Annotated in this window: 1 protein-coding gene; it reads right to left on the bottom strand. The window is 45.2% G+C overall.

All coding sequences use genetic code 11. From position 1 onward, the window contains the following. The coding region (locus RUMCAL_RS01585; protein WP_156902377.1) for a leucine-rich repeat domain-containing protein at nt 1-670 on the bottom strand (670 nt) is incomplete at its 3' end. Between the last annotated feature and the right edge of the window lie 3 nt (nt 671-673).

The following is a 673-nucleotide window of genomic DNA, read 5'->3' on the forward strand; positions in this document are numbered from 1 at the left end:
TTGTCAGCGTAGAGCCGCCTTCAAGAAGCACCTCAGTCAGAGCAGTACAGCCGGAAAATGCTTCATCTCCTACGCTTTCAACACTCTTTGGAATGGTAATGCTTTTTAAGCCGGTGCAATTCCGAAACGCATACCTTTCGATACTTGTAACACTCTCTGGAATTGTGATACCTGTCAAGCTGCTGCAATACTCAAACGCAGAATCTTCAATGTTTGTGACACTCTCCGGAATCGTGATGTCTGTTAAACTGCTGCAACCGGAAAACGCAGAATTTCCGATGCTTGTGACACTATCTGGAATCGTGATGTCTGTCAAGCTGCTGCAACCGGAAAACGTATTATCTCCAATGCTTGTGACACCACTCGGAATTTCGAGGCTAGTTAAGCCGCCACACCCGGCAAACGCACCATTTCCGATGCTTTTGACAGTTTCTGGAATTTCGATACTGGTTAAGCCGCCACAATTGTAAAACGCAAAAGCTCCGATGCTTGTGACACCTTCTGGAATTTCAATGCTTTTTAAATTGCTGCAATTGTAAAACGCAGAATTTCCGATGCTTGTAACACCCTCTTGAATCACAACTTTTTTTACGTTGTCTTTCTTTTGGGTTGCAGGGCTACCAGAGTACCAACTATAACCCTTCATCGCCCCTGAGCCGCTGATGGTCATTGT

This window comes from Ruminococcus callidus ATCC 27760 (assembly GCF_000468015.1).
Taxonomy (GTDB): domain Bacteria; phylum Bacillota; class Clostridia; order Oscillospirales; family Ruminococcaceae; genus Ruminococcus_C; species Ruminococcus_C callidus.